Source organism: Acuticoccus kandeliae (assembly GCF_003073115.1).
The window spans coordinates 399709-425687 of the sequence record NZ_QBBV01000001.1; the positions used below are offsets into that span (position 1 = coordinate 399709).

Sequence of the window (25979 nt, forward strand, 5' to 3'; positions counted from 1 at the left end):
GCCGGGCCCATGGACCGGTCCCAACAAGGAGGAGCAACATGGCACTGCAGATTGGCGACAAGGTCCCCGATTTCGAGGCCGAAACGTCCGAAGGCCCCATCCGGTTCTACGATTACATCGATGGGAAGTGGGCGGTTCTGTTCTCGCATCCGAAGAATTTCACCCCCGTCTGCACGACCGAGCTCGGCTACACCGCGAAGCTGAAGGACGAGTTCGCCAAGCGCGGCGTCGTCGTGATGGGCCTGTCGGTCGACAAGCTCGTGGACCACGACAAGTGGGCGAAGGACATCGAGGAGACGCAGGGCACCGCCCTCAACTTCCCCCTCATCGCCGACCATGACCGCAAGGTCGCGACGCTCTACGGGATGATCCACCCGAACGCCAGCGACACCATGACGGTGCGCTCCGTGTTCGTGATCGGCCCGGACAAGGCGCTCAAGATGAGCCTCAACTACCCGGCCTCCACCGGGCGCAATTTCGACGAGATCCTGCGCGTGATCGACTCGCTGCAGCTCACCGCGCAGCACAAGGTCGCGACGCCGGTGAACTGGAAGCACGGCGAGGACGTCATCATCGTCCCGGCCGTCAGCAATGAAGAGGCGAAGGAGCGCTTCCCCGGCGGGTGGAAGGAGCTGAAGCCTTATCTGCGGATCGTCCCGCAGCCGAAATGAGTGATTGAGGGCCCGCTCCGCGGGCCCTTCTCACATGGGGAGCCGCGCGCCGGCGCGGCGTCAGCGAAGGCGCAGGAAGAGCGCGCTCTCCCGCGCCCCCTCGACGAGGGGAAGCCGGTCGAGCACCGTCCCGGCCATCGCATCGCGCATCGCGTCGAGCACATAGGCGCTGGAGAAGAGGATGTCCGCCCGCCCGCCGATCAGCGGGGCGACCCCGTTCTGCTCGTTGTAGGCGGTGAAGGGCCAGGCGTCCGGATAGGGTCCCGGCAGGAAGATGTCGTGGAAGGCGACGACCACGCCCGCCGGCAGCGCCGGGACGACGTGGTTGAGGAGCATGTCGACGTCCGTCCCCGGCATCAGGACGTGGCTGGAATCGACGAGCAGGATGTCCCCCGGCGCGAGCCCGGCGAACGGGGCGAGCCCCGCCTCCTGCACCGGCTTGCGCAGGAGCGTGATCGGCAGCCCCGCAAGGTCCGCGCGCGGCTGCGGGTCGATCGCCGTGAGGTCCGTCCCGAGCCCGCCATCGCGGATCGCGCGGGCGATGAAGCGGGTGGAGTGACCCGAGCCCACCTCCACGATGCGCTGCGGGCGCATATGGCGGACCATCGCGTAGAGTGCCGCCGCGTCGAGGCGGGGGAACCAGGACTGGTCGAAGCGCGGCTCCGGCGGCGGGCCCTTCAGCAATTCGAGGTCGGCGGCGAGCGCGTCGATGCGGGCGATGTGCGCGCGCATCTCCCCCTCGGCCGCGGCGAAGGCCGGGCGCAGCGCGTCGAACGGGCGGCGCGACCAGTCGGCGGAGGCGGGCGCGTTGCGCATCGGGATGAAATAGCCGCGCTGGCGAATGCCGAGCACGGTCTGGAGCCCGAAGGAGAGGGTGCGCCGCTGGGCGCGGGTCGAGAAGGGGATGGGCATCATGGCTCCGGGTCGCCTCGCGTCGATCCGATGTCGCCCACCTCGCCCCACGGCGCAAGCGAAGCGGCGCGATTTGACTTTGCGCCCCAACCGGTCGATGCGCCGTGAGGAAGCCGAGGAGAGCACCATGAAGGCATTGATCGTCGACAAGACCGACGATGGCGTCGTCGCGAAGATCGAGACGGTGGACGAGGCGCGGCTGCCGGCGGGGGAGGCCGGCGACGCGATGGTCACCGTCCGCGTCACCCACTCCACCGTCAACTACAAGGACGGGCTGTGCCTCTCGGGAGGCGGCGGCCTCGTGCGCACCTATCCGCACGTGCCGGGCATCGACTTCGCCGGGATCGTCGAGGCCTCGGACGATCCGCGCTATGCGCCGGGCGATGCGGTGGTGCTCACCGGCTGGCGCGTCGGCGAGACGTGGTGGGGCGGCTATGCCGAAAAGGCGCGGGTGAAGGGCGACTGGCTCGTCCCGCTGCCGAAGGGCCTCACCGCGCGCCAGGCGATGGCGGTCGGCACCGCGGGCTTCACCTCGATGCTGGCGGTGATGGCGCTCGAGGCGCACGGCATGAAGCCTGGCGGACGGCCGGTGCTCGTGACGGGCGCGGCGGGCGGCGTCGGCTCGGTCGCGACGGCGATCCTCGCCAAGCTCGGTTACGAGGTGGCCGCGGTCACGGGCCGGCCGGAGACGGAGCCGTACCTGAAGTCCCTCGGCGCGGCGAGCATCCTCCCGCGTGACGCGATCGCCGGACCGCCGACGCGCCCGCTCGGGCGCGAGACCTATGCCGGTGTCATCGACGCGGTGGGCGGGGCGATGTGCGCCCACGCACTGACCCTCCTCCAATATGGCGGCGGCGTCGCCGCGGTCGGCCTCGCGGGCGGGGTGGCGCTGGAGGGGGCGACGGTGATCCCGTTCCTGTTGCGCGGGGTCAATCTCCTCGGCATCGATTCGGTGATGCAGCCGCGCGAGAACCGCCTCGTCGCCTGGGAGCGCGTCGCCTCGGACCTCCCGCTCGATCTCCTGGAGACGATGATTGAGGACGTGCCGCTGGAGAAGGTCACCGCCATCGGCGATGCGATCCTCAAGGGGAATGTGCGCGGGCGGGTGGTGGTGGACCTCACGGCCTAGCCAGACCGGCCGGCTCCGGCGCCGTCCCGTCCTCGGCGGATCGTCGCACCTGGCGGGGCTGGCCCCGAAGCTGGATTGAGCCTTTCCGCGGGCGCCCCATATCCCGCCTGCCCGCGGAGACCCTTGATGCGCGAAACGATCCGTCATGTCCTTGAAACGCGGTGGTGGGACCAGGCCATCACCGCGCTCATCGTCGTCAACGCCGTCACGCTGGGGCTGGAGACGAGCGAGACGATGATGGCCCAGGCCGGGCCCATCCTGCTCGTGATCGACAAGGCGATCCTCGCGATCTTCGTCGTCGAGATCGCGCTGCGCCTCTACGTCCATCGCCTGCGCTTCTTCCGCGACCCCTGGAGCCTCTTCGACTTCGCGATCGTGGCGATCGCGCTCATCCCGGCGAGCGGGCCGTTCCAGGTGCTGCGCGCGCTGCGGATCCTGCGCGTCCTGCGGCTCCTGTCGATGGTGCCGTCGCTCCGGCGCGTGGTGAACGGGCTCGTCACCGCGTTGCCGGGGATGGGGTCGATCATCGTGCTCCTGTGCATCGTCTTCTACGTCGCATCGGTGATCGCGACGGAGCTCTTCGGCGCGACCCATCCCGAGTGGTTCGGCACGATCGGCCTCTCGGCCTACACGCTCTTCCAGGTGATGACGCTGGAATCCTGGTCGATGGGGATCGCGCGGCCGGTGATGGACGCCATGCCCTATGCGTGGATCTTCTTCGTCCCCTTCATCCTCCTCACCTCCTTCGTCGTCCTGAACCTCTTCATCGGCGTCGTCGTCTCCGCGATGCAGGAGACGGTCGAGGCCGAGGCGGAGGAGGACCGCGAGGCGATCCACGAGGAGAGCACCGAGATCGCGCGCTCGATCCGCGAGCTGCGCGGCGAGATCAGCGAATTGAAGCGCGCCCTGGAGCGGAACGTGCTCGCGGAGCGCTCGGGCGGCTGAGCCGCCCCGCGCTCCGGCGGGTCAGCCCGCGATGTCGCGGCGCATCCGGCCGCCCGGCCAGTCGAGGTGGGCGAGCGCGTCGTAGACGGTCTTGCGCGCGGCGGCGACGTCCGGCCCGGTCGCGACCACGGTGAGCACGCGCCCGCCGTTGGAGAGGACGAGCTCTCCGTCCGGCCGCGTCCCGGCATGGTAGACCGTGGCGCCGGCGGCCGAGACGGCGTCGAGCCCGCGGATCACCTCGTCCTTGCGCACGGCGGCGGGGTACCCCTCCGCGGCGACGACGACACCGACGGCCGCGCCATCCTCCGTCGTCAGCTTCATGTCGGCGAGGTTGCCGGTCGCGGTGGCGTAGAGCACCTCGTAGGCGTCGGCGCCGAGGCGGGGGAAGATCACCTGGCACTCCGGATCGCCGAAGCGGACATTGTATTCGATGAGCTTCGGCCCCTCGCGCGTCAGCATAAGCCCGGCATAGAGGACGCCCACATAGTCGATCCCGTCCGCCGCAAGCGTCGCGAGGGAGGGGCGCACGATCGTGTCCATCGCCGCGTCGCGCTCGGCATCGCTGAAGCCGGGGGCGGGGGAGACCGCGCCCATGCCGCCGGTGTTCGGGCCGCGATCGCCGTCGAAGGCGCGCTTGTAGTCGCGGGCGGTGGCGAGCGGGCGCACGCACTTGCCGTCGGAGAGGGCGAAGAGGCTGACTTCCGGCCCTTCGAGCCGCTCCTCGAGGACGACCCGCGCGCCGGCCGCGCCGAACGCGCCGTCGAAACAGACCGAGACCGCGCGCTCCGCCTCCTCCAGCGTGTCGGCGAGGACGACGCCCTTGCCGGCGGCGAGACCGTCCGCCTTGACGACGATCGGCGCGCCCATTCGACGCACGGCGGCGAGCGCCTCCTCCAGCGTGTCGCAGATCGCGGCCTTCGCCGTCGGCACGCCGGCGCGGGTGCAGATCTCCTTGGTGAAGGCCTTGGAGGCTTCGAGCTGCGCGGCGGCCTGGGAGGGGCCGAACACGACGAGGCCGGCCGCGCGCAGGCGATCGGCGAGACCGTCCGCGAGCGGGGCCTCGGGTCCGATGACGGTCAGGTCGAAGGAGGGCGCGACCTCTTCGATCCGCTCCGGTGCGATGCGCTCGGCGATGGCCTCGAGCCCGGCATTCGGCCCGCCGGCGAAGGCGACGGTCGCGACCTTCGGCGATGCGGCGATGGCCGCCGCCAGCGCGTGTTCCCGCCCGCCAGAGCCGACCACCAGGACGCGTGCGCCCGAGGGGGCCCCGGTTGCCGTCGATGCCGCCATTTCGTTCTCTTCCTCTGATGTCCCGCCACGCCACGCTTCGGCCGGCGAAAAATCGCCCCGATCGCAACGGCGTTTGACGGCGGGCCCATTGTTCGGTCATGCCAAACGCGAGTTAGGCATTAGCGCATTGTGCCGGTGCGAGGCCACAGCCGCGCTGGCCGCACCGTTCGGGGCGACCCGGCGCGCACGAGAGGGCACCCATGACCGACGTTCACGCATCCCCTGACACCAGCGGACGGGTCCAGGATGCGCCGTCCGGCAATCTCGTCGACCGCTTCGTGCCGGACGCGCTGCGTCCCTACGCCCAGCTTGCCCGCCTCGACCGGCCGATCGGCTGGTGGCTCCTCATGTGGCCGTGCTGGTGGAGCGTCGCGCTCGCCGCCGTCGCGGTGGGGGCGGCGCCGAATGTGTGGCACCTCGCCCTCTTCATGATCGGCGCGATCGTGATGCGCGGCGCGGGCTGCACCTACAACGACATTCTCGACCGCAACATCGACGCGCGCGTGGAGCGCACGAAGTCACGCCCGATCCCGTCCGGCCGCGTGTCGACGGAGGCGGCGACGCTCTTCATGCTCGCCCAGGCCTTCATCGGGCTTGCGGTGGTGCTGTGCTTCAACGCGTTCACGATCGTCACCGCGTTCGGCTCGCTCGCGATCGTCGCGCTCTATCCGCTCGCCAAGCGCGTGACGAACTGGCCGCAATTCGTCCTCGGCCTCGCCTTCTCGTGGGGGGCGTGGCTCGGCTGGACGGCGACGGTCGGTTCGCTCGGCTGGGCCCCGGCCCTTCTCTATGTGGGCTCCATCGCGTGGACGATCGGCTACGACACGATCTACGCCCACCAGGACCGGCGGGACGACGCGATCATCGGCGTGCGCTCGACCGCCCGCCATTTCGGGGCCAACACGAAGCGCGCCGTCGGCCTCTTCTACGGCACGACCGTGGTCCTGTTCGCGGGGGCGCTCTTTCTGGCGGGGGCGGGCGCGCTCGGCTATCTCGGCCTCGCCGCCTTCGCGGTCCATCTCGGCGTGCAGATCACCCGCGTGTCGACGGAGGACCCGGCCTCCTGTCTCGACGCGTTCCGGTCCAACCGCTGGGCGGGCTGGCTGCTCTTCGCGGGGCTCGTCGCCGACTCGCTCGTCGGATGATCTCAGGTGCGCGCGATGATCTCGCGCTCACCCTGGATGATCGGCATCTGGCCGAGCGGACGGGCCATCGCGGTGGCGCGGCGGCGGCGGCCATAGGGCGAGCGGCGGCCGACGAGGGCCGACCCCTTGCGCCGGTCCGACGGACGCTCCGCGAGGAGCACGCCGAGGGCGGTGAGCTCCGCGTGGACCTTCCCGTCGGATTCGATCGCGACGAGGGGCAGCGACAGGGCCTTCGCCCAGGCCTGCCACTCGCGGGCGACCGCGGCGACGTCCGTGCCCGTCGACAGGAGCACCGAATGCTCGCGATCGTCGTGCAGGAGGGAGAGATGGAAGACGGGTTCGCCTTCACCCTTCTCCACCGTCACGGCGACGCCGCGATAGGAGGAGAGGGGCTGCGTGGCCGCGGCGGCCTCCCCGCTGTCGGGGCGGATGGTGACCGCCTCGCGCGAGATGTCCACGGAAACCGGACGGTCGCGCCGGCTCCGCACGGAGAGGCGCGTCGGCAACGTCACGGTCATTCGCTCCGGCTTGTTCGGCGTCACGTCGTTGGCGACGTTCGCGGCAAGCGAGGACGAGGCGAAAGCGGTCACGGGGGCGGACGACACGATTGCGGCGCTGTTCAAGCTTGCAGCGTACATGGGTTGCGCTCCGTGAGTGCTCGTTCGATCTGATGGAGACACCCTACAGCCGCCCCATTTTCGTCCGACCTAAGTGAAGCGACCGAATCAAGAGCGGCGGCTTAACCAATGCTCAACCAATCCCCAGCCGACTCCGCGGAATTCCTGGCGATTCGAGGATTGCCTTGCTTCAGGCGGTAAGGATTTCTAAACCATCAGCCTATGTCCTCAGACACGATCGATTCCCTCAATCTTGAAGAGCTCGGCTCGCTCGCCGGAACGGTCCTCGATGCCGCGAGGCAGGCCGGGGCGGACGCCGCGGAGGCCGTCGCGCTGGCGCGCGTGGCCGTTTCCGCCACCGTTCGCAACGGTGTGACGGAGGAGATCGAGAGCGCGGACGAGGTGGATCTCGGCCTGCGCGTCTTCATCGGCGCGCAGTCGGCGCTCGTGGGCGTTAACCCCCGTGGCGACATCAGGATGGCCGCAGGGCGCGCCGTCGCGATGGCGAAGGCCGCGCCGCCCGACGAGTCGGTGGCGCTCGCCGAGCCCGCCGCGTTCGCGACCGCGATCGACGCGGCGGCGCTGGAGATTGACGACGAGATCATCCTCACGACCGAACAATTGACGGATCGCGCCCACCGCCTCGAACACGCCATGAAGCGCGTTCCGGGCGTGACGAACTCGGCCGGCGCGTCCGCCTCCGCGACGCGGGCGGCCCGCTGGTTCGCGACGAGCAACGGCTTCTCGGCCGGCTACTTCACCACGACCCACAGCCACGTCGCCCGCGCCATCGCCGGCGACGGGACGAAGATGGAGCGGGACCAGTGGTACTCGGCGAAGCGCCACGTCGCCGATCTCGTCGATGTCGAGACGGTGGGGACGACCGCCGGCCGCCGCGCCGTGCGCCGGCTCGAGGCCGAGCCGATCTCCACCCGCGTCGCGACCGTGGTGTTCGAGCCGACCATCGCGGCCGGTTTCGTCGGCCATCTGTTAAGCGCCATTAACGGTTCGGCCGTCGTGCGCGAGGCGAGCATTCTCGCCGGCCAGCTCGGCGAGCGCGTGATCGCCGAGGGCATCACCATTCGCGACGATCCGCGCCTCGTGCGCGGCCTCGCCTCCCGCCCGTTCGACGGGGAGGGGCTCGCGGCCGAGCCGATCGACCTCGTCGCAGACGGGGTCCTGCAATCCTATGTGCTCGACCTGTCGACCGCCCGCCGCCTCGGCGTCGCGGGCAACGGGCGCGCCGCGCGCGGCACGGGCCTGCCGGGCCCGGCGACGACCAATGTCTCCGTCATCGGCGGTTCGGGCGACATGACGAGCCTGATGCGCGAAGCGGGGAGCGGGCTCCTCGTCACCGAGCTGATCGGCAGCGGGGCGAACATCGTCTCCGGCTCCTACAGCCGCGGCGCCGCCGGCTTCTGGTTCGAGAATGGCGAGATCGTCGCCCCCGTCGCCGAGATCACCATCGCGGGCGAACTGAAGGACATGCTCGCCCGCGCGCGCTTCGCCGACGATGCGCCCGGCCTCTATGCGACCAACGCGCCCTCCATCGCGATCGAGGGGCTGACCATCGGTGGTCGCTGAGCCGTCTCCTGTCGATTGGCCCGTGGAGGAGGACCTCGCCCTTCTCCGAGAGGCGGTGCAGGAGGGCGGTGCGATCGCGACCGGTTTTTTCGGCGGCTCCATCAAGCAATGGAACAAGGGCGACGGCTCGCCCGTCTCCGACGCCGACATCGCGGTGGACGAGATCCTGTCGGAGCGCCTGCGCCGGGCGCGGCCGGACTATGGCTGGATCTCCGAGGAGATCGGCATCGCGCCCGGCATGGCCTCGCGCGCCTTCGTGGTGGACCCGATCGACGGCACCCGTGCCTTCCTGCGCGGGGAGAGTGCGTGGACGGTGGTCGCCGCCGTCATCGAGGACGGCCGGCCTATCGCCTCCGTCGTCCTGCGGCCCGTCACGGGCGAATTCTATGAGGCGCGGCGCGGCCACGGGGCCTATCGCAACGGGGAGCGGGTCTCGGTCGCACGCCGTCGCGGGCTCGACGGGGCGCACGTCTCGATGCCGGGACCGCTCTTCCGCGCCGCCGGCTTCCGCGACATGGGCGTCGCGCGGGCCGGTTCCGTCCCCTCGCTGGCGCTGCGTCTCGCCAAGGTTTCCGACGGCCAGCTCGACGCGGTCATCACCAAGCAAGGCCCGCACCATTGGGACCTTGCGGCGGCCGACCTGATCGTGCACGAGGCGGGAGGAACGCTCACATCGCTCGACGGGACCGTCCCGCGTTATGACAGCGTCGTCACGGCTCATGCGCCCGTGGTGGCCGGCCCGCCGGATCTGGCCGACCGCCTGAGGCGCATGGCCGCGGCCTTCGTGGCCGACGCTGCTTGATGCGAAGGCGCACCGACGGCACCTCGTGTAGGCGTTAGGTCACTCGGCAGCGGACAAGGCGATCGGCATGACGGACTCGAAACAGCTTCTTCACCTGGTGCTCGGCGGCGAACTCTCGGATCTCAAGAGCGTCACCTTCCGGGACCTCGACAAGGTCGACATCGTCGGGGTGTTCCCGAACTATGCCGAGGCGCACAAGGCCTGGCAGTCGAAGGCGCAGCAGACGGTCGACAACGCGCACATGCGCTATTTCATCGTCCACCTTCACCGCCTGCTCGACCCCGAGACCGACAAGACCCACCCCGCGTGAGCGGTCGCGGCGGCGCAGTCTGGTCGCTCTATGACGCGGCCGGGCGACTGGCGTCGCCGCTGGCCCGGCCGTACCTGAGGCGCCGGGCGACGCGCGGAAAAGAAGACGCCGCCCGGCTCGACGAGAAGCGCGGCATCCCCTCCCGCACCCCGTTCGCGACCCGGCCCATCTGGGTCCACGCGGTGAGCGTCGGGGAGAGCGTCGCCGCGCTCTCGGTCGCCGAGACGCTCGTCGGGTGGAACTATCCGGTCCTCGTCACCACGGCGACGCCGACGGCGGCGGGCCGCGTCGCCGCGCACGAGGGGCCGGCGCTCGTCCACCAATATGCACCGCTCGACGCTTTGCCCTTCGTGAACCGCTTCCTCGCGGGCTGGCGCCCGCAGGCGGCCCTCTTCACCGAGTCGGAGGTGTGGCCGGCGACTCTCGGCGCGCTCGCCCGGCACGGCGTGCCGCGCGCGCACGTCAACGCGCGTCTCTCAGACCGCTCCTTCGCGCGCTGGCAGCGGCGGCCGGCGCTCGCGGCCCCGCTCTTCTCCACGATCGACATCGCGCTCGCCCAGTCCGAGACCCAGGCCGCGCGGTTTCGCGCGCTCGGCACGCCCGAGGCGGTCGCGACGGGGCAGCTGAAATTCGACGCCGCGCCGCCCGTCGCCGATCCCGCGACGGTCGCGGCGCTCGAGGCGGCGATCGGGGGGCGGCCCGTCTGGCTCGCGGCGAGCACGCATCCGGGCGAGGACGAGATCGTCATCGCCGCGCACGCCCGCCTCGCCGCCCGCATTCCCGACCTCGTCACCATCATCGCGCCGCGCCATCCGGAGCGCGCCGCCGCGATCTCCGCGCTCGTTCCGGGCGGGATACCGCGCCGCAGCGCCGGGGCGGCCCCCGCGCCGGGGCTCTATCTCGCGGACACGTTCGGCGAGATGGGCGCGCTCTTCCGCGTCGCGCCCATCGTCTTTCTCGGCGCCTCGCTGGTGCCGCTCGGCGGGCACAACCCGGCCGAGCCCGCCGCGCACGATGCCGCGCTCCTCACTGGCCCGGCGCATGGGGAGATGTTCGCCCCCTTCCTCGCCGCCGACGCGGCCCGCATCGTCGCGGACGCGGACGCCCTCGCGGCGGCGGTCGAGGCGCTCGTCTCCGACCCCGCCGCCCGCGCCGCGATGGCCGGGCGTGCGGGGGCCGTCCTCGAGACCGAGCGCGGCGCGCTGCGGCGCACGATGGACGCGCTCTCCGACTGGTTCGCGCGCGCGGGCGTGCGAGCGGAGGAGCGCCGGTGAAGGCGCCGTCCTTCTGGTGGACGCCCGAGCGCGGCCTCGCGGCCCATCTTCTCGCCCCGGCCGGGGCGGTCGTCGGCGCGGTCGCGGCGCGGCGGATGCGCCGTCGGCCAGGCGCGCGGGCGGCGGTGCCGGTCCTGTGCGTCGGCAACCCGACGGTGGGCGGGGCGGGGAAGACGCCGGTCGCGATCGCGATCGCCGGCATTCTGAAGGCGGACGGCCTCCGCCCCGTCTTCCTGACGCGGGGCTATGGCGGGCGTCTCGCCGGGCCGCTGCGGGTCGGCGGGGAGGGGGCGGCCGATGTCGGCGACGAGGCGCTGCTTCTGGCCGAAATCGCGCCGACGATCGTCTCGCACGACCGGGCGGCAGGCGGTGCGCTCGCCGCGACGCTCGGCGACGTGATCGTGATGGATGACGGCTTTCAGAATCCGGGCCTCGCCAAGGACTGGGCGGCCCTCGTGATCGACCGCGCGGTCGGGATCGGCAACGGGCTCGTGACGCCCGCCGGGCCGATGCGCGCGCCGCTTGCCGCGCACGCGCCGTTCGCGGACGCGATGATCCTGGTCGATGCGGGGGAGGGACGCGAGGCGCCGCGCCCCGACATCACGCCCGACTACAATGCGCGGCTCGAACCCTTCACCGCCGAGCCGATCGCCGGGCGGCGAGTCCTCGCCTTCGCCGGCATCGGGCGGCCGGAGAAATTCTTCGCGAGCGCGCGGGCGCTCGGCGCTGAGATCGTGGAGGCCCGGCCCTTCCCGGACCACCACCCCTTCGGCGACGACGAGATCGCGGCGATCGAGGCGGCCGCCGCGGCGCAGGACCTTCAGCCGGTGACGACGCGCAAGGATCTCATGCGATTGCGCACGGGCGGGGCGGCGGGACGGCGTCTCGCGGCGCGTTGCGTGACGGTCGAGGTGCGGGCCGTGCTCGACCCCGGTCTCATCGAGGCGGTGCGCGTCGCGGCGCGGCGGCGGGCATAGGAAGACGGGGGCGCCTGTCGGCTGCAGCCCGAACACCGTCCGCACATTCACCCGCCGCGCCGACACGACGAGGCGCGGGCGGGTGGCGCGGCACGGGCCGGTGGGAGAGGCCGGCGGGGCCGCGCGGTGCAGGACGGAAGGCGCCCCCGAAGGGCTTAGATCTGGTCGATGCTCTGGCGCGCGATTTGACGCAGGTCGCAGCGCGAGAAGCCGAGGTCGGCGAGGTTGCGGTCGCTGAGCTGGCTCAGCTCGCGATAGGTGCGCGCGATGGCGCGGCGGCGGGTCTCGATCCGGACGACGCGGGACTGGGCGCGAAGGATCGCGTTCGACAGGCGATCCGCGGCGTTCGAGACCCAACCGCGCTCCTGCGTGTTGGTGAGGGACATGCGACAACTCCTTGACTGTGGCCGCCGCCGCGCCGGGAAAAAGGCCCGATCGCGCGTCGACCCGTAGAATTCGGGCAAGTCCGTCGCGACATTCACGCTTGCGGGTGGGACAACGCCGGGGAGCTGCTACCCATCGGCAGCCATTCTCCGGTATGGTGCGCCGCAATAGACTTGCTGCAGCGCACAACCTATGTGAGCCGTGTCGACTTCGGAAGTCGATGCCAAGTCAACAGGCCTTTGACTGAGAGGTAAGGACGAGCGGCGATGGACCTTTCGAGCCAGATGGTTCTCTTTGCCGAAGTGGTGGAGGGCGGCAGCTTCTCCGCCGCCGCACGCTCGCGCGATCACTCGACCTCGGCGGTGAGCCGCCAGATCGGCCTTCTCGAAAACCGCCTCGGCGTCCGCCTCCTCAACCGCTCCCACCAGGGCATCTCGCTGACGCGCGAGGGGCAGGTCTTCTTCGAGAAGTGCGTTGCGCTGGCGGAAAACGTCTCCGAGGCGGAGGCGCTCGTCCGCTCCATGGGCGCGCACCCGACCGGGACGCTGCGCATCGCCTCCACCGTGGCGTTCGCGAAGTCGCAGGTGATGCCGCTTCTGCCCGAGTTCCTGGAGCGCTATCCCGAGATCCGCATCTCGCTGGAGGTGTCGGACAGCGAGGAGGCGCTGGCCTCCGAGGAGTTCGACATCTCGCTCCGCTTCTCCGAGCAGATTGCGAACCCCAACGTCATCGTGCGCCGCCTCGCGCCGAACCGGCGCGTCCTGTGCGCCTCGCCCGCCTATGTCGCGCGCAACGGCGCGCCGCGCTCGCTCGACCAGCTTTCGGGGCACAACTGCCTCGCCCTGTCGAAGGTCGCGTCCTTCAATGACTGGATGAGCGCCGCGCCGGCGGCGAAGACGCGGCCCCGCCTCACCGGGAATTTCGAGGCGAGCAGCGCGGACCTTCTCTATCACGCGGCGCTCGCCGGGGTCGGGATCGCGCGCCTGTCCACCTATCTCGTCGGCGACGACATCGCGGCGGGACGGCTGGTGCGCCTCATCCCGGACTATATCGACACGAGCTCCGACATCGTCGCGGTCTATCTCGACCGCCGCAATCTCGCGCCGAAGGTGCGCGCCTTCATCGACTTCCTGGTCGAGGCGTTCGGCACCGTTCCGCCCTGGGAGCGGGACGAGCGGCAACCGGCCACGCTCTGACGTCTCGGGCCGTCAGAGGGCGGCGCGCTTCGCCTTCAGGAGCGAGAGGGGCGTCATCGCGAGGATGTAGAGGTCCAGCGCGAGGGTCCACTGCTCGGCATAGCGGATGTCGTGGTGCACGCGGCCGAGCCGCACCTGGCGTCGCGCCAAGAACGCGGCCTCGCTGATCGCAAAGGGCGCGGTCTCCGCGCTCGCGCGCAAATTCTCACACGACCGGGATCTCGCGCGGGCCGCGCGCGAGGGCGAATAGCAGCCGTCCGTCGCCGCTCAGGGGGCGGCGGGCTTGCCCTTGCGGGGGCGGATCGCGGTGAGGGCGTGGCGGCGCAGGCCCGGCATCGCGATCGCGATCATGGGCAGATAGAGGAGCGCGCCGAAGGCGACGCCGATGCCGAGCGCCATCCAGTCGGCGACATGGCCGGCCGCCGCGTGGACAAGGAGGTTGGTCGCGACCGCCATCGCGATCGCCGCCGTGAACGGCACCCCGAACGATTTCAGCACCGCGCCCGGCTTGAGGCCGAGCCGCAGGACGATCGCCCGCGCGGCCCATCCGGCCTCGGCGATGTCGGCCGCCATGCGCGCGACGCCCGCCCCGATCCCCGGCAGATGCAGGACCACCGCGCCGACGAGGCCGATGAGGAGCGCGACGAAGCCGATCGCGCGCTGGACGACGAGATAGCCCGGCAGCCCCCGCGCGTTGAGGGCGGTGGAGGCGAGGTCCAGCGGCAGGATCAGCGCCGTGCCGAGCGCGAGCACCTGCACGATGACCGCCGCGTCTCCCCAGCCCGGCCCCACGAGGACGCTGAGGAGCAGCTCCGAGATCGCCGCGATGCCGAGGAAGACCGGCGCGATCACCGCCGTCGCGATGCTGAGGATGAGCGCGAAGCGGGTGGTGAAGTCGCCCTGCGATTGGGTCCGCTCGCGCATGAACTCGAATGCGGTGTTGTGGGTGATGCCGCGGAAGAGGCCGCGCAGCGGCTCGGTGAGGCGCAGCGCCATGTTGAACGAGCCCACCGCCGCGACGCTGAAGAAGGTCGCCACCGTGTAGTTGATGAGGATGTAGGCGCTGTCGGTCGCGATGCGCTGGCCGAGGCTGAAGCTCGAATAGTGGGCGATGTCGCGCAAATGCCGGAGCGAGAAGCCCGGCACGACCCGCACCCCGGTGCCGAAGGCGAGGACGAGCGCGCTCCCCGCGAGCATCAGCACCCGCGTCAGCACCACCGCCCACGGCCCGGCCCCGAAATAGGCCGCGATGATGCCGCCGACGGCGCCCGCGATCGCGCCGACCGAGTTGGATCGGCCGATGAGGGCGAACTTGCGCCGCCGCCGGGCGAGCGCGGTGTGGACGGTGACGAATGCCTGGCCGAAGAGCGAGAGGTTGGCGAAGGCGAGGAGCGGCCAGAAGGCGTCCGATCCGAACACCGGGCCTACGATCTCGCCGAGGACCAGCGTCGCGGCGAGGGCGAGGATGCTGAGCGCGATCGAGACGCCGAGCGCGGTGTCGAGATGCTTGCGCCGCAGGACGCGCCGCTGCGCGAGCGCCTCCTCGAACGGGATCCCCCCGGCGAAGACGGCGAGGAAGAGCGAGATGCTGGTCGCAAGACTCGCGAGGCCGAAATCCTCCGGGGTGAGGAGGCGGGCGAGCACGATCGTCGCGCCGAGGAGGAGGGCGGTGCGCAGGAGCGCCCCGGTGATCAGCGAGCCGACCCAGCGCGCGACGCGCCGCGCCGTCCCGCCATCGGCCGCGGCGCGCGCGGTGCTCATCGCCCGGATGCCGGCGCGCGGACTGTCACGCGAGCTTGCCCGCTGCGACGTCCTCGGCGATGCGGGCCATCGAGGCGGCGATCGTCGGCTCCAGCACGTCGAGCGAGGCGTTCGACCGCGCCCAGGTCCGCGCGCGTGCCCCCATCGCGGCGAGGCGCGCCCGGTCGCCGAGGAGGGCGCGGCAGGCGGCGGCAAGGTCGGCATTGCTTTCGGCGATGATGCCGATGTCCTCGCGCGCGATCGGGATCCCCTCGCTGCCCATCTCCGTGGTGACCACCGGAAGGCCCATGGCGAGCGCCTCCAGGATCTTGAGCTTCGTGCCGCCGCCGCTGCGGATCGGGGCGAGGAGGAGCGAGAAGCGCTCGAAGAGCGGGCGCGGATCGTCGACGAAGCCCGTCATCGTGACGCCGGCCTCGGCCGCGCCGGCCTTGAGGGCCTCGCTCGGGTGCGCGCCCATGGCGAAGGCCTCGAAGGACGGCCCGTCCTCGCGCAGCATCGGCACGATGCGGAAGAGCTCGAACGCGGCCTCCACGTTCGGGTAGTACTCGTAGTTCGCCATGAAGCCGATGACGGGCGGCGCGTCGGGCGCGGTGCCCTTCGGGTCGATCTCGAAGGCGGAGGGCTGGGCGACGTTCGGGACGGTGAGGATTTCGACGCCCATGATCCGCTCCAGAAGCGCGCGGTCGGTGTCGGACACCGCCCAGTGCTCGCGCACCCCGGCGACGTCGTGCTCGAGCTTGCGGAAGGCGCGCGCGTCGACCATCGGCGCGATGCGCGAGGGGCCCTTCCGCGTCGCCGCCATCCGGTCGTAGTTCACCGACTCCACGTTGTGGTGGTCGATGATGATGCGCTGATCGGTGAGGCCGAGCCGGTCCTTGATGCTGTAGATCGAGAGCGAGCCGAGGACGACGACGTCCGGCTTGTGGGCCTCGATCGCGGCGCGGGTCGCTTCGCACAGCGCACCCATCCCGTATTTTTCCATCCAGCGGTTGCGGTTGGTCGCGGCGGCCATCGCGTGGATCAGGCCCTTCTGCCACTTGGCCTGGGGCGGGGCGTCCACGAAGTCGGCGGCGAAGCGCTCCCGCGTGGCGCGCTCGGACGTCTCGTCGTGGCCGCGCTGGAGGACGAGGAAGCGCAGGTCCGAATGGCGGGCGAGGACGTTGCCGATCGTCTGGATCCGCACGGCATATCCGTTCCGCGCCGGACGGGGCGGGGCCATCGTCACGTAGGTGATGCGTGGCGTCTTCGCCGGTCCGTCGGTTGCCATGGATCTCCTTTCGCGCGCGGCCGCGCACTCAGCGCCTGCGGCGGGCGCCCTCCGTCGCCGTGATCTGCCATGAATGATGGGCCAGAACGAAGAGCACGAGGAACTGTCCGAGCAGGCCTTCGGGGAAGAACAGCGTGGATTCCAGCATGTTGCTGAACAGGACGGAAACAAAGAACGCGGCAAACATCGCAGATCCTGCAATATCCCACCGGTCCCGGCTCCGCTTCCCCATCGCGGTTCCGATCTCCCAGAATGTATTGATGACGAAGATCGCGACGAACGTGGCGAGGAACACCCCGCCATGGATCATGATGTCGAGATATCCGTTGTGCGACTGGCGCAGGATGTTGAGGTTTTCCTCGTTCCCGGTCCAGAAGCCCGCATAGTACCAGAGCGGGTGGTAGATCGGCAGCATCGACCATTGTGCGCCGAACCCGTAGCCGAGCATCGGGTGCGCGGAAATGTGGAGGACGCTCGCGCGCCAGATCTGGTCGCGCTCGGTGAGCGTCGGGTCGCCCGTCGTCAGCTCGGCCCAGTCGGGGCCGGTGAGCTGGAGCGCGCCCGTCATGAACACGATCAGCCCGACGATCGCGACGAGCCCCACCGCGACGAGGAGCGCGATCACCTTGTTCTGCCGCGCGAGGACGAAGACGGGGATGACGCCGAAGACGGCGAGCGCGGTGATGCCGAGGCTCGTCTTCGACAGGGTGAGGGCGAGGAAGGCGAGCGCCATGAAGGTGAGGAGCACGAGCCCCCAGAAGCGGAACGGGCGGCGCTCGGCGACGACGGCGGCGGCGAACACGATCGACATCATCTGCGCGACCATGCCGGCGGTGTTCTTGGAGGCGTGGAGGGCGGCGAGCCCGATCGGCGTGAAGGCGCGGCCGGGCAGCGCGACGGTGACCGCGTAGTCGATCAGCAGCGTGACCGTGAAGGCGATCATCACCGGCCCCAGATATTTGCGCGGGCTGTCGAGCACGCTCGCAATGGCGAGGGCGATGATGAGGAGGATCACGTAGACGATGAAGCGGCGGATGGTGACGTCGGGGTATGCCGACCAGGCCGCCGTCGCCGCGAGCGCGCCGAAGACGAGGAGCATCGCCCAGGACCGCGCGAGGATCGCGAGCGCGCGGTTGAAGCGCAGCAGGATCAGCGGCGAGGCGAGGCCCGCGAGGCCGAGGAGAACGATCTGCCGCATCGCGCTGCCGCCGGCCGACTGGCCGTCGTCCTGCGACATCGGGCTGAGGCCGATGAGGAGGAAGAGCACGGTGAGGACGAGGAGGGCGCCGGCGGCGAGCTCGGTGTAGGCGTCCCACGCGACCGCGCGCCGCGCGGAGGCGCGGCTGTCCCGCTCGGACAGGTAGTCGAGCCATGTCGCTCGGTCGGTCATCGGGTCGCCACCGCTCGCATCGAACCCCATCGCGGCGTGCGCGAGGAGCGTCGCAGTATTGGGTTATCCTGTCGTAAAGATGCGATGATGCAAGGAGATGGCCTCAGACGCGAGCGGAGAGTGACACCATGACCTACGCGCTGATCGCGCCGTGCCGGAACGAAGCGGCCTATCTGCGCACGACGCTCGATAGCCTCGTCGCACAGACGGTGACGCCGACGCGGCTCGTGGTCGTGGATGACGGCTCCACCGACGAGACGCCGCAGATCCTCGCCGAATACGCCGCGAAGCATCCCTGGATCAGCGTCGCGAAGAAGCCCGATCGCGGCTTCCGCGCGGTCGGCGGCGGCGTGGTCGAGGCGTTCAATTTCGGCCTCTCCACCATCGACATGGACGACTACGACTATATCGGAAAGATCGACTTGGACCTCGATCTTCCGCCCCGCTATTTCGAGGAGCTGATGGCGCGGATGGCGCCCGACCCGCGCATCGGGACGGCGAGCGGCAAGCCCTACAACCGCCGGCCCGACGGCTCGCTGGTGTCCGAGCGGCGCGGCGACGAGATGTCCGTCGGCATGACGAAATTCTTCCGCGTCGACTGCTTCAAGGAGATCGGCGGGTTCGTGCCGATGGTGATGTGGGACGCGATCGACTGCCACAAGGCGCGTTCGCTCGGCTGGAAGGCGGTGAGCTGGGACGCGCCGGACCTCGACTTCATCCACCTGCGGCCGATGGGGTCGAGCCAGAAGAGCATCTATCACGGCCGCCGCCGCCACGGGCTCGGCCAGTATGTGATGGGGAGCGACCTTCTCTATTTCACCGCGAGCTGCGCCTTTCGCGGGCTGGAGCCACCCTACATCCTGGGCGGCATCAACATGTTCATCGGCTACGTAAACGCGTGGCTGCACGGGGAGAAGCAGCTTCCCGACCTGGCGCTCCGGTCCTTCATCCGCCGCTATCAGCGCCGGGCCATGCTGGTGGGCCGGCGCCGCGCCGTCGCCGAGATCGAGGCGAAGACGGAGGCGGACTGGAAGGCGCGCCACGCCGCCCTCGCGGCGGCCTGAGGCCGATGGAGAGGCGGCGCGCGGAGCGCCGCCCGGCACGGAGCTGACGGGGGGCGTCAGCTCTTTTTTCGGTCCGACATCAGCTCGCCGCCATTGCCCCAATTTTCAGCAGGCACGTCGCTGATCACGACCTGGAGGCTCGCCGGGTTGCCGCCGCAGGTGCGCACGAACGCTTCCGTCACTTCCTTCACGAGGGCCCGCTTCTGGTCGACCGTGCGGCCTTCGAGAAGTTCGACGCGAATGATGGGCATGGGGGCAATCTCCCGGCTGGCCGGGCGGCGCCCGGCATTGTGACGCGTCCGACCGACGCGATTCGTCCATAGGACCGGGAGGTGCCGCAAGGCAACCGGGCGCCCGAAACGGGCGGCTCCGGCCGCGTGATCGCGTCTGCACTTTGTGATTGCTCCGATGATCGAGATCGCTTACGGTTTGATCAACTCGTGTCATATTGTCGTGCAGCATGAGCGATTTGGAGCGGCACCAGACCATCGTGGAGCTACTCTCGTCACAGACCTTCGCGTCTGTGCGCGAGTTGCAGCAGACGCTTGGCGTGTCCGCGGCCACCGTCCGGCGCGACATCGACAAGCTCAACGACGCCGGCGTCGCGCGGAAGGTCTATGGCGGGGTCGCCGCGCTCGAGGAGCAGCTCTGGCGCCGCCGTCCCTCGCCACTCCCCTTCGTCGAGAACCGGGATCTCGCGGTCGAGCAGAAGCGGGCGATCGCGCAGGCGGCCGAGGGGCTGGTGCGCGACGGATCGTCGGTCATCGTTCACGCGGGCTCCACCTGCTTCACGTTCGGCTGCCGCCTGGCGCTGCGCAATGTGCGTGTCTTCACCAACTCGATGCCGCTCGCGGCCTATCTCGCCGAGAACGGGACGTGCCACCTCACCGTCGGCGGCGGGGACATCCATCGCGAGCCCGGCATCGTCTACGACCCCGCGCCCGGCGCGCCGATCCACTATGCGGCGCAATTCTTCGTCGGCGCGCTCGGCGTCTCCAGTGAGGGGATCCTCGAATCCCACCCCCTCCTGGTGCGCTTCGTGAAGGAGTTCAGCGAGCGCGCGAACGAGATCATCGTCCTTGTCGATTCCTCGAAATTCGCGCTGCGTCCGCCCGTCGTCGCCCTGCCCATGCAGCGCATCACCACGCTGATCACCGACGACGGCGTCTCGGCCGCCGACGAGCGGATGGTGCGCGACCAGGGCGTCAATCTCATCATCGCCGAAACGAGCGCAGGTCCCCAATGAGCGCGCCCCTCCTCGAAATGCGCGGCATCTCGAAGACGTTCGGCCCCGTGGCCGCGCTGAAGGATGTCTCGCTGACCGTCCACAAGGGCGAGCTGCACGCCCTGATGGGCGAGAACGGCGCCGGCAAGTCGACGCTGATGAAGATCCTGTCGGGCGCCTATGTGGCGGACCGGGGCGGGGTGATCCTCATCGACGGCGAGGAGGTCGCGACGGGCGATCCGAAGATCGCCAAGGCCAACGGGATCGCCGTCATCTACCAGGAGCTGGCGCTCGCCCCGAACCTCACGGTCGCCGAGAACATCTTTCTCGGCCAGGAGATCTCGAAAGGCCTCTTCGTCGACCGCAAGGCGATGAACGCTGCGGCGCAGGCGATCCTCACCCGCCTCGGCCTCCAGTTCGCACCCGAAACCCCGCTCGGCCGCCTCTCGCTCGGCGAGCGGCAGATGGTGGAGATCGGCCGCGCCCTCTCCACCAACGCGCGGATCATCGTGATGGACGAGCCGACGACCGCCCTCACCACGCGCGAGACCGAGCGCCTGTTCGAGGTGATCGCCGCGCTGAAGGCGGACGGGATCGCCATCATCTATATCAGCCACCGGATGGATGAGATCTACGCGCTCGCCGACCGGTGCAGCGTGCTGCGCGACGGGGCCTATGTCGGCACGCTGGAGCGCAACGAGCTCGCCGCCGACCGTCTCGTCTCGATGATGGTCGGGCGCGACCTATCCACCTTCTACAAGAAGGACCACAGCGCCGCGGCGGGGCCGGGCGATGTGGTGCTGAAGGTCGAGGGGCTCGGCGACGGCCACTTCGTGACCGACTGCTCCTTCGAGGTGCGGCACGGCGAGGTGGTCGGCATCGCGGGCCTCGTCGGCGCGGGCCGGACCGAGCTCGCCCGCCTCATCTTCGGCGCCGAGGTGCCGGTGACGGGCCGCGTCGTCTTGGAAGGGGAGGCGCTGAAGATCGCGTCCCCGCGCGAGGCGCTCGCCCACGGCATCGCCTACCTCACCGAGGACCGGAAGGGGCTCGGCCTCTTCCTCGACATGACGATCTCCGAGAACGTCAATGCCGGCGTGCTGCAACGCGACGCGCACCGGGCGGGCGTGCTCGACTTCAAGGCGGCGGCGCGCCGCGCGGCGGGGGCGATGAGCGGGCTCTCGATCCGTGCGCCGAACCCGCGCCTCCTCGTCTCGGCGCTGTCGGGCGGCAACCAGCAGAAGGTGCTGCTCGCCCGCCTCCTCGAGATCAATCCGCGCGTCATCATCCTCGACGAGCCGACGCGCGGCGTCGATGTCGGCGCGAAGTCCGAGATCTACCGCCTGATCGACAATCTCGCGAAGGAGGGGATCGCCGTCATCGTGATCTCCAGCGAGCTGCCCGAGATCGTCGGCATCGCCGACCGCGTCCTCGTCATGCGCGAGGGGCGGATCGCGGGCGAGGTGCGCCCCCATGAGAGCGGGGCGATCCGCCAGGAAGACATCATGGCCTATTCCACCGGCGCCGCCCTGAACGAGCGCCGGAGCGAGGGGAGACACGCTTGAGCGCGACGACAAACGACGCGGAACGGGCCGCGCTTCAGCGCAAGATGCAGCTGCGTGCGGTGCTCACCGCGCTCGGCATGCTCCCCGTCCTCATCCTGCTCGGCATCGGCTTCGAGCTGCTGTCGGGCAAGTTCCTCACGGTCAACAACCTGTCGATCGTGATGCAGCAGGCCTCGATCAACATCGTGCTCGCGGCCGGCATGACGTTCGTCATCCTGACCGGCGGCATCGATTTGTCGGTCGGCTCGATCCTCGCGGCCTCCTCGATGGTGGCCGTCATCGCCTCGCTGTGGCCCGATATCGGCCTCCTCGGCGTGCCGATGGCGCTCGCGATGGGGCTCGCCTGCGGCCTCGCCAACGGGGCGCTCATCGCCTTCATGGGGCTGCCACCCTTCATCGTCACATTGGGATCGCTGACGGCGGTGCGCGGCCTTGCCCGCCTCCTCGGCGACGACACCACGGTCTTCAACGCCGACCTGCCGTTCGACTTCATCGGCAACGGCTCGCTCTTCGGCGTGCCCTGGCTCGCGATCATCGCGATCGCGGTGATCCTCGTCTCCTGGTTCATCCTGCGGCGGACCGTGCTCGGGATGTGGATCTACGCCGTCGGCGGCAACATGGAGGCGGCGCGCCTCACCGGCATCAAGGTGAGCCTCGTCCTCCTCTTCGTCTACGCGATGTCCGGCCTCCTCGCCGGGCTCGGCGGCGCCATGACCGCCGCGCGCCTCTACGCCGCGAACGGCCTGCAGCTCGGCCAGGCCTACGAGCTCGACGCGATCGCCGCCGTCATCCTCGGCGGGACGAGCTTCGTCGGCGGCGTCGGCTCGATCTGGGGGACGCTCATCGGCGCCCTCATCATCGCCGTGCTCTCCAACGGCCTCATTCTGACCGGCGTGTCGGACATCTGGCAGTTCATCATCAAGGGCCTCGTCATCATCATCGCCGTCGCCCTCGACCGCTATCGCCTCAAAGGCGTGTCGCGCGCCTGATCCGGCGCGCGACGGGACGATCCGTCAAACCCTGAAAACAAACTGGGAGGAAAGACCATGGGTACATTCACGAAGCTCCTCGCGACGACCGCGCTCGCGGCCCTCGTCGCGACCGGCGCGTCGGCGCAGGACAAGAAGCTGGAATCGATCGGCATCTCCGTCGGCCTGCTCGGCAATCCGTTCTTCGTCGCCACCATCAAGGGCATCGAGGACCGCGCGAAGGACATCAATCCGGACGTGCAGGTGACGTCGGTGTCGGCCGACTACGACCTCAACAAGCAGGTCTCCCAGATCGATTCCTTCATCGCCGCCGGCGTGAACATCATCATGCTGAACGCGGTGGACGCTGTGGCGATCGCCCCGGCCGTGAAGCGCGCGCAGAATGCCGGCATCATCGTCGCCGCGTTCGACGTGTCGGCGCCGGGCGCCGACGTCACCGTGATGACGGACAATGTCGCCGCCGGCTCCAAGGCCTGCCAGTACATCGTCGACCAGCTCGAGGGTGAGGGCGACGTCATCATCATCAACGGCCCGCAATCCTCCTCGATCATCGACCGCGTGAAGGGCTGCAAGGAAGTCTTCGCCGCGAACCCCGGCATCAAGGTGCTGTCCGACGAGCAGAACGGCCAGGGCAGCCGTGAAGGCGGCCTCGCCGCCATGCAGGGCCTCCTGACCCGCTACGACAAGGTCGACGGCGTGTTCGCGATCAACGACCCGACGGCGATCGGCGCGGCGCTCGCGGCCAAGCAGCTCGGCCGCTCCGAGTTCATCATCACCGCGGTCGACGGTGCGCCGGACATCGAGGAAGAGCTCGCGAACGACGCCTCGCTGATCAAGGCGTCCGCCTCGCAGGACCCCTACGTGATGGCCGGCCAGGCGCTCGAGATGGGCTACGAGGCCTTCCAGGGCAAAAAGCCGGCCGAGGACACCGTTCTCCTCGATCCGGAGCTGATCACGGCGGACAATCTCGACGGCTACAAGGGCTGGACCGACCCCCGCTGACGCACCGGCCGGCGGCCCGCGTGCGCGCCGCCGGTCCACCCACGGGCGATGCCGGGCGCGGGCGACGCGCCGGGCGCCGCCCGCCTCCCATCCCTCCGGCGCGCGCGCGTGCGGGCCGGGTAGAATTGGCCTTCCGGCCCGCATGACGGGCCGGATAGAACTGGGAACTTCATGTCGATCGACGGTCTGAAACAGCGCGTGCTCGCGGCCAATCTGGAGACGGTCGCGCGCGGCCTCGTCATCTCCACCTTCGGCAATGCGAGCGGCATCGACCGTTCCGAGGGCCGCATCGTGATCAAGCCGAGCGGCGTCCCCTATGCCGAGATGACCGCCGAGCAGATGGTCACGACGACGCTCGACGCCGTGCCGCTCGACAACCGGATGAAGCCGTCCTCCGACCTCCTCACCCACGCCGTCCTCTATCGCGCCTTCGAGACGATCGGCGCGGTGATCCACACCCATTCCACCTACGCCACGATCTTCGCCCAGGCCGGGCGGCCGATCCCGGTCCTCGGCACCACCCACGCCGACTATTTTCGCGGCGCGATCCCGGTGACGCGGCCCCTCACCGTCGAGGAGATCGAGACGCGCTATGTCGAGGCGACCGGCGAGGTCATCGTCGAGACCTTCGAGACGCTCGATCCCGGCGAGATCCCGGCCGCCCTCGTCCACGGGCACGGCCCGTTCGTTTGGGGCGAGACGCCCGAGGCGGCGGTGGAAAACGCCTTTCTCCTCGAAGAGATCGCCAAGATGGCCTGGCACACGCTGACCCTCGCACCCGCCAAGGAGCCCATCTCCGACGCCCTTCTCGACCGGCACTATCTGCGCAAGCACGGTGCCGGCGCGACCTACGGTCAGTGACATGGCGATTGTCGCGGGGGTCGATTTCGGAACGCTGAGCGCGCGCGTCACGCTGATGGACACCGAGGCCGGCACCCAGCTCGGCGCGGGTGTCGCCTCCTATCCGCTGAAGACGCGCGCGGACGACCCGCATTTCGCGACCCAGGCCCACGCCGATCACATGGACGCGCTCGTCACCGCGATGCGCGGCGCGATCGAGGCGGCCGGGATCGACGGGCGCGAGATCGCCGCGCTTGCCTGCGACACGACCGGCTCCAGCGTCGTCTTCGTCGACGACGCGCTGCGTCCGGTTGCCGACTATTATCTGTGGTGCGACCACCGCGCCCATCGCGAGGCGGCCGAGATCACGGCCGCCTTCCGCGCCTCCGGCCACGAGGCGCTCGACTGGTGCGGCGGAATCTACTCGCACGAATGGGGCTACGCGAAGGTCCTCCATTTCCTGCGCCACAATCCGGCCGCGGCCGGGATGGCGACCGCGCTCGAGCATTGCGACATGGTGGCGGCGACCCTCTCGGGCGTGACGCGCGTCGCCGACCTCAAGCGGTCGGCCTGTGGGATGGGCCACAAATGGATGTGGAACCCGCGCTGGGGCGGGCTGCCGCCGCAGGAGATCCTCGCGACCGTCGACCCGCGCTTTGAGGGCATCAACGACCGGCTCGGCGGCGAGATCCTCTCCTCCGAGGCGATCGCGGGCACGCTCTCGTCGGAATGGGCCGACCGGCTCGGCCTCGCGCCCGGCATCCCGATCCCGGTCGGCGCGTTCGACGCGCACTGGGACTCGATGGGGGCGGGCTGCCAGATGGGCGACATCGTCAACGTCGTCGGCACGTCGACCTGCGTCGTCGCGCTCGGCCCGGCCGGAATGGCGACGATCCCCGGCGTGTGCGGGATCGTGCCCGGCAGCGTCCACCCGTCCTTCATGGGGATCGAGGCGGGCCAGTCGGCGACCGGCGACGTGTTCGACGCGATCGCCCGGCGCGCGGGGCGCGGCATCGCCGACCTCTCCGCCGCCATCGCCGCCTATCGCCCCGGTCAGACCGGCCTCCTGCGCGTCGGCTGGGACAATGGCGACCGCACCGTGCTGGTGCGGCCCGATCTCGGCGGCATCACGCTCGGCTGGAGCCTGCAATCGACCGCGGCGGACGAGCTCTTCGCCGCCATCGAGGGCATGGCGCTCCACGTGCGCATCATCCTGGAGCGGATGGGGGAGGGGGGCGTGCCCGCCGAGCGCGTGATCAATGCCGGCGGCGTGCCGCAGAAGAACGACGTGCTCAATCAGGTCTACGCCAACGTCCTGGGGCGCGACATCCTGGTGCCGACGCGCTCGCCCGTCGGCGTCGGCTCGTGCCTCTTCGCCGGCCTCGCGGCGGGCGCCTTGGCGAGCCTGGAGGAGGCGCAGGCTCGCCTCTGTCCGCCGATGCGCGTCTTCACCCCCGACCCCGCCGCGGTCGCGGTCTATGACCGCCTCCACGCCCTCTTCCGCGATGTCTATTTCGCGTTCGGCGAGGGCCGGCCGGCGGACCTTGCCCGCGTCCTCCCGACGCTTCAGGCGATCCGCGCCGAGGCGTCCTGACCCGGCGGGCACGCGCGCTGAGCCGGCAAAGCTCGCCTCGACCGCGGCC

26 protein-coding genes are annotated in these 25979 nt (G+C 70.2%); 17 read left to right on the forward strand and 9 right to left on the reverse strand.

Features of this window, described 5'->3' with window-relative positions:
- Window positions 1–38: 38 nt before the first annotated feature.
- Window positions 39–671: a peroxiredoxin gene (locus DBV35_RS01830; RefSeq protein ID WP_108658549.1), complete on the forward strand. Its 633-nt coding sequence runs from the start codon at window positions 39–41 to the stop codon at window positions 669–671.
- Window positions 672–731: 60 nt separating this feature from the next.
- Here the strand turns inward: DBV35_RS01830 and DBV35_RS01835 are convergent, their stop codons facing one another.
- Window positions 732–1583 carry a class I SAM-dependent methyltransferase gene (locus DBV35_RS01835; RefSeq protein WP_108660498.1) on the reverse strand — a complete coding sequence of 284 codons (852 nt, stop codon included), beginning with the start codon at window positions 1581–1583 and terminating at the stop codon, window positions 732–734.
- Window positions 1584–1710: 127 nt separating this feature from the next.
- Here DBV35_RS01835 and DBV35_RS01840 point away from each other — a divergent pair, with 127 nt between their 5' ends.
- Both DBV35_RS01840 and DBV35_RS01845 read left to right on the forward strand, forming a co-directional pair.
- Window positions 1711–2712, forward strand: a complete 1002-nt coding sequence (locus DBV35_RS01840) for an MDR family oxidoreductase (RefSeq protein ID WP_108660499.1) — start codon at window positions 1711–1713, stop codon at window positions 2710–2712.
- Window positions 2713–2838: 126 nt separating this feature from the next.
- Window positions 2839–3657: an ion transporter gene (locus DBV35_RS01845; RefSeq protein ID WP_108658550.1), complete on the forward strand. Its 819-nt coding sequence runs from the start codon at window positions 2839–2841 to the stop codon at window positions 3655–3657.
- A 21-nt stretch (window positions 3658–3678) separates the two neighbouring features.
- On the opposite strand, the gene purD is transcribed toward DBV35_RS01845, so the two are convergent.
- Entirely contained in the window at window positions 3679–4947 is a 1269-nt protein-coding gene (gene purD / locus DBV35_RS01850) for a phosphoribosylamine--glycine ligase (RefSeq protein WP_108658551.1), read from the reverse strand.
- Window positions 4948–5147: 200 nt separating this feature from the next.
- Here purD and ubiA point away from each other — a divergent pair, with 200 nt between their 5' ends.
- Complete coding sequence (gene ubiA / locus DBV35_RS01855) at window positions 5148–6092, forward strand: 4-hydroxybenzoate octaprenyltransferase (RefSeq protein WP_108658552.1); 945 nt, start codon at window positions 5148–5150, stop codon at window positions 6090–6092.
- Between the two features lie 2 nt (window positions 6093–6094).
- On the opposite strand, the gene DBV35_RS01860 is transcribed toward ubiA, so the two are convergent.
- Window positions 6095–6730: a DUF6101 family protein gene (locus DBV35_RS01860; RefSeq protein WP_157961534.1), complete on the reverse strand. Its 636-nt coding sequence runs from the start codon at window positions 6728–6730 to the stop codon at window positions 6095–6097.
- Between the two features lie 201 nt (window positions 6731–6931).
- Here DBV35_RS01860 and DBV35_RS01865 point away from each other — a divergent pair, with 201 nt between their 5' ends.
- From DBV35_RS01865 to lpxK, 5 genes are all read left to right on the forward strand, one after another.
- Complete coding sequence (locus DBV35_RS01865; RefSeq protein WP_108658554.1) at window positions 6932–8293, forward strand: TldD/PmbA family protein; 1362 nt, start codon at window positions 6932–6934, stop codon at window positions 8291–8293.
- 22 nt (window positions 8294–8315) lie between these two features.
- Window positions 8316–9095, forward strand: a complete 780-nt coding sequence (locus DBV35_RS01870; protein WP_157961535.1) for an inositol monophosphatase family protein — start codon at window positions 8316–8318, stop codon at window positions 9093–9095.
- Window positions 9096–9162: 67 nt separating this feature from the next.
- A complete protein-coding gene (locus DBV35_RS01875; RefSeq protein ID WP_108658556.1) occupies window positions 9163–9405 on the forward strand; it encodes a DUF4170 domain-containing protein in 243 nt (80 codons plus the stop codon).
- Window positions 9402–10679, forward strand: coding sequence for a 3-deoxy-D-manno-octulosonic acid transferase (locus DBV35_RS30485; RefSeq protein WP_117434467.1), 1278 nt, complete (start codon window positions 9402–9404; stop codon window positions 10677–10679). The genes DBV35_RS01875 and DBV35_RS30485 overlap by 4 nt, the downstream gene beginning before the upstream one ends.
- The gene (gene lpxK, locus DBV35_RS01885; RefSeq protein WP_108658558.1) at window positions 10676–11656 is read left to right on the forward strand and encodes a tetraacyldisaccharide 4'-kinase; all 981 of its coding nucleotides are present in this window, start codon (window positions 10676–10678) and stop codon (window positions 11654–11656) included. Before DBV35_RS30485 ends, lpxK begins: the two co-directional genes overlap by 4 nt.
- A gap of 155 nt (window positions 11657–11811) precedes the next feature.
- On the opposite strand, the gene DBV35_RS31445 is transcribed toward lpxK, so the two are convergent.
- Window positions 11812–12042, reverse strand: a complete 231-nt coding sequence (locus DBV35_RS31445; RefSeq protein WP_108658559.1) for a DUF1127 domain-containing protein — start codon at window positions 12040–12042, stop codon at window positions 11812–11814.
- A 264-nt stretch (window positions 12043–12306) separates the two neighbouring features.
- Between DBV35_RS31445 and DBV35_RS01895 the strand changes: the two genes are divergently transcribed.
- Window positions 12307–13236, forward strand: a complete 930-nt coding sequence (locus DBV35_RS01895) for a LysR family transcriptional regulator (protein ID WP_108658560.1) — start codon at window positions 12307–12309, stop codon at window positions 13234–13236.
- Window positions 13237–13248: 12 nt separating this feature from the next.
- Here DBV35_RS01895 and DBV35_RS01900 read toward each other — a convergent pair whose 3' ends face one another.
- The 4 genes from DBV35_RS01900 to DBV35_RS01915 all read right to left on the reverse strand — a co-directional run bounded on the left by DBV35_RS01900 (window position 13249) and on the right by DBV35_RS01915 (window position 17654).
- Window positions 13249–13386, reverse strand: a complete 138-nt coding sequence (locus DBV35_RS01900; RefSeq protein WP_157961536.1) for a hypothetical protein — start codon at window positions 13384–13386, stop codon at window positions 13249–13251.
- A 117-nt stretch (window positions 13387–13503) separates the two neighbouring features.
- Window positions 13504–14997 (reverse strand): oligosaccharide flippase family protein, encoded by a 1494-nt coding sequence (locus DBV35_RS01905; RefSeq protein ID WP_170134861.1) that lies wholly within the window; start codon window positions 14995–14997, stop codon window positions 13504–13506.
- Between the two features lie 25 nt (window positions 14998–15022).
- Complete coding sequence (locus DBV35_RS01910) at window positions 15023–16264, reverse strand: glycosyltransferase (RefSeq protein WP_157961537.1); 1242 nt, start codon at window positions 16262–16264, stop codon at window positions 15023–15025.
- A 28-nt stretch (window positions 16265–16292) separates the two neighbouring features.
- A complete protein-coding gene (locus DBV35_RS01915; RefSeq protein WP_157961538.1) occupies window positions 16293–17654 on the reverse strand; it encodes an O-antigen ligase family protein in 1362 nt (453 codons plus the stop codon).
- Window positions 17655–17782: 128 nt separating this feature from the next.
- Here DBV35_RS01915 and DBV35_RS01920 point away from each other — a divergent pair, with 128 nt between their 5' ends.
- Window positions 17783–18718: a glycosyltransferase family 2 protein gene (locus tag DBV35_RS01920; protein ID WP_108658565.1), complete on the forward strand. Its 936-nt coding sequence runs from the start codon at window positions 17783–17785 to the stop codon at window positions 18716–18718.
- Window positions 18719–18774: 56 nt separating this feature from the next.
- Here the strand turns inward: DBV35_RS01920 and DBV35_RS01925 are convergent, their stop codons facing one another.
- Window positions 18775–18969 (reverse strand): 4-oxalocrotonate tautomerase, encoded by a 195-nt coding sequence (locus tag DBV35_RS01925; RefSeq protein ID WP_108658566.1) that lies wholly within the window; start codon window positions 18967–18969, stop codon window positions 18775–18777.
- Between the two features lie 209 nt (window positions 18970–19178).
- Here DBV35_RS01925 and DBV35_RS01930 point away from each other — a divergent pair, with 209 nt between their 5' ends.
- From DBV35_RS01930 to DBV35_RS01955, 6 genes are all read left to right on the forward strand, one after another.
- Entirely contained in the window at window positions 19179–19964 is a 786-nt protein-coding gene (locus DBV35_RS01930; RefSeq protein WP_108658567.1) for a DeoR/GlpR family DNA-binding transcription regulator, read from the forward strand.
- Window positions 19961–21505, forward strand: a complete 1545-nt coding sequence (locus DBV35_RS01935; protein ID WP_108658568.1) for a sugar ABC transporter ATP-binding protein — start codon at window positions 19961–19963, stop codon at window positions 21503–21505. The genes DBV35_RS01930 and DBV35_RS01935 overlap by 4 nt, the downstream gene beginning before the upstream one ends.
- Window positions 21506–21549: 44 nt before the next feature.
- Complete coding sequence (locus DBV35_RS01940) at window positions 21550–22494, forward strand: ABC transporter permease subunit (RefSeq protein ID WP_108660500.1); 945 nt, start codon at window positions 21550–21552, stop codon at window positions 22492–22494.
- A gap of 57 nt (window positions 22495–22551) precedes the next feature.
- Complete coding sequence (locus DBV35_RS01945; protein WP_108658569.1) at window positions 22552–23496, forward strand: ABC transporter substrate-binding protein; 945 nt, start codon at window positions 22552–22554, stop codon at window positions 23494–23496.
- A gap of 171 nt (window positions 23497–23667) precedes the next feature.
- A complete protein-coding gene (gene araD / locus DBV35_RS01950) occupies window positions 23668–24357 on the forward strand; it encodes an L-ribulose-5-phosphate 4-epimerase AraD (protein WP_108658570.1) in 690 nt (229 codons plus the stop codon).
- A gap of 1 nt (window position 24358) precedes the next feature.
- Window positions 24359–25930 (forward strand): ribulokinase, encoded by a 1572-nt coding sequence (locus DBV35_RS01955; RefSeq protein ID WP_108658571.1) that lies wholly within the window; start codon window positions 24359–24361, stop codon window positions 25928–25930.
- Window positions 25931–25979 lie beyond the last annotated feature (49 nt).